This window comes from Mesorhizobium sp. M7A.F.Ca.CA.004.06.1.1, assembly GCF_003999135.1.
Classification (GTDB): Bacteria; Pseudomonadota; Alphaproteobacteria; order Rhizobiales; family Rhizobiaceae; genus Mesorhizobium.
Genome location: NZ_RZPQ01001035.1, coordinates 1 through 1606, shown reverse-complemented (window position 1 = coordinate 1606; position 1606 = coordinate 1). Strand labels below are relative to the sequence as shown.

The following is a 1606-nucleotide window of genomic DNA, read 5'->3' as shown; positions in this document are numbered from 1 at the left end:
CGCCAAGACGGTGACCCATGGCCGCAAAGGGATTGCCTATTCAGGCGACGAGGTTGCTGATCAGGGCCTATCGTCTGTACCAGCGGGCGCGGATCCGGTCGGCCCCGCGTCAGGTTCCAAGCCAACCGAACGAGACCGAACGCGGCTTTGTCCTGATCAGCCATCACATTCTGACCGGTGACGATCGAGCCGCCCTTTCCGGGCGCGCCGGTGGCCTTGCGTTTCTTTGCCACGACCTCATCCCGACACTGCGCCCCGACATGGTTGGTATGAGCCCTGGCGAGGCTCGCTACGGGTCATATCTCGAGCACCTCGTGCGTTCCGGCGCGCCGGCATTTTGTGCATCCGACGAAGTTGGTGCGACGCTGACCGACCATATGCAACAGGCAGGCGTCACACAGCCGGTGGTATACCGGTTTCCGATGCCTTCCATCCTGTACGAGACGGCTTCGCGCATCGGCCAGACTTCGCGCATCGAGGCCGACGAGCCGTTCGTGCTCTATTGCTCGACCATCGAGGTGCGCAAGAACCACATCCTGCTGGCACGGATATGGCAGCAGGCGCTCGACGAGGGCGTCAAGCTGCCGCGGCTCGTCTGCGCCGGGCGCTGGGGCTGGATGATCGATCCGCTGCGCGCCTATCTCAAGGCCCATCCGAGATTGCTTGAGCGGGTTACGTTCACCGGAGCGATCAGCGATGAGGAGCTCATCCGATATTATCGCAGCGCTTCCTTCGGCGTCTTTCCCTCGCATATCGAGGGCTGGGGCTATGGCGCCTCGGAATGTCTCGATTTTGGCATTCCGGTCATCGTCTCGACCGCGCCGTCGCTGATCGAGGCGAGCGGCGGGCTGATGCCGGCGATCGATTCCAATGACCAGGCCAGCTGGTACGCTGCGATCCGCAGGATGGCGGAAGACGCGGACTGGCGCTCATCGCTGACGGAACGCATCGCAAAGCAGCATCGCCCGACGCCGGCATCGGCCAGCTGGGCTGCCATCAAGGCTGGCCTGCAGGCAAGCGCTTCCCTCCGGCCGAAGTCCTAGAGCAATTCTAGGAAAAGTGTGAAGCCGTTTTCCCTTGGGAATTGCGTCAAAACAAAGAGTTAGAGCAGATCGCCGTTTCCGTGAAACGGTGAAATGCTCTAGGCGGGCCGTTTCTTCGCCTTCTTGTGCTTGGGCGCGCCGGTGGTGTCGAATTTCGGCTTGCCCGGCTTTTTCGCCCATGGCTTTGCCTCATGCGCGGCGGCCGGGCGCTGATCGACTGCTGCCGGTGCACGTTTTTCGAATTTGCGCTTCGGCGCGTTGGGGTCGAACGGCGCCTTGCCGCGATGCGGCTTCTTGTCGGGGCTTGGCGGCTGATAGCCGGCGCGTGAAAGATCGGGCGTACCATCGAGCCGCTTCACCAGGATGTTGCCTTGCAGCTTGCGGTCGGGACCGATCGCGGCCAGGAAGCGGTCGGCCCAGTCGGCTGATATCTGCACGTAGGTCTCTTCCGGCTGCATCTTGATGGCGCCGATCTCGCGCTTCGAGATGCTGCCGGTGCGGCACAGCATCGGGATCAGCCAGCGCGGCTCGGCATTCTGCCGGCGCCCGATCGACAGCGAGAA

The 1606-nt window shown here is 63.0% G+C and carries 2 protein-coding genes; one reads left to right on the top strand and one right to left on the bottom strand.

All coding sequences use genetic code 11. The features are described 5' to 3' along the window. Window positions 1-53 precede the first annotated feature (53 nt). Window positions 54-1043, top strand: a complete 990-nt coding sequence (locus EN906_RS33510; RefSeq protein ID WP_245456877.1) for a glycosyltransferase — start codon at window positions 54-56, stop codon at window positions 1041-1043. 98 nt (window positions 1044-1141) lie between these two features. On the opposite strand, the gene EN906_RS33505 is transcribed toward EN906_RS33510, so the two are convergent. Further along, the coding region (locus tag EN906_RS33505) for a DbpA RNA binding domain-containing protein (protein WP_206529246.1) at window positions 1142-1606 on the bottom strand (465 nt) is incomplete at its 5' end.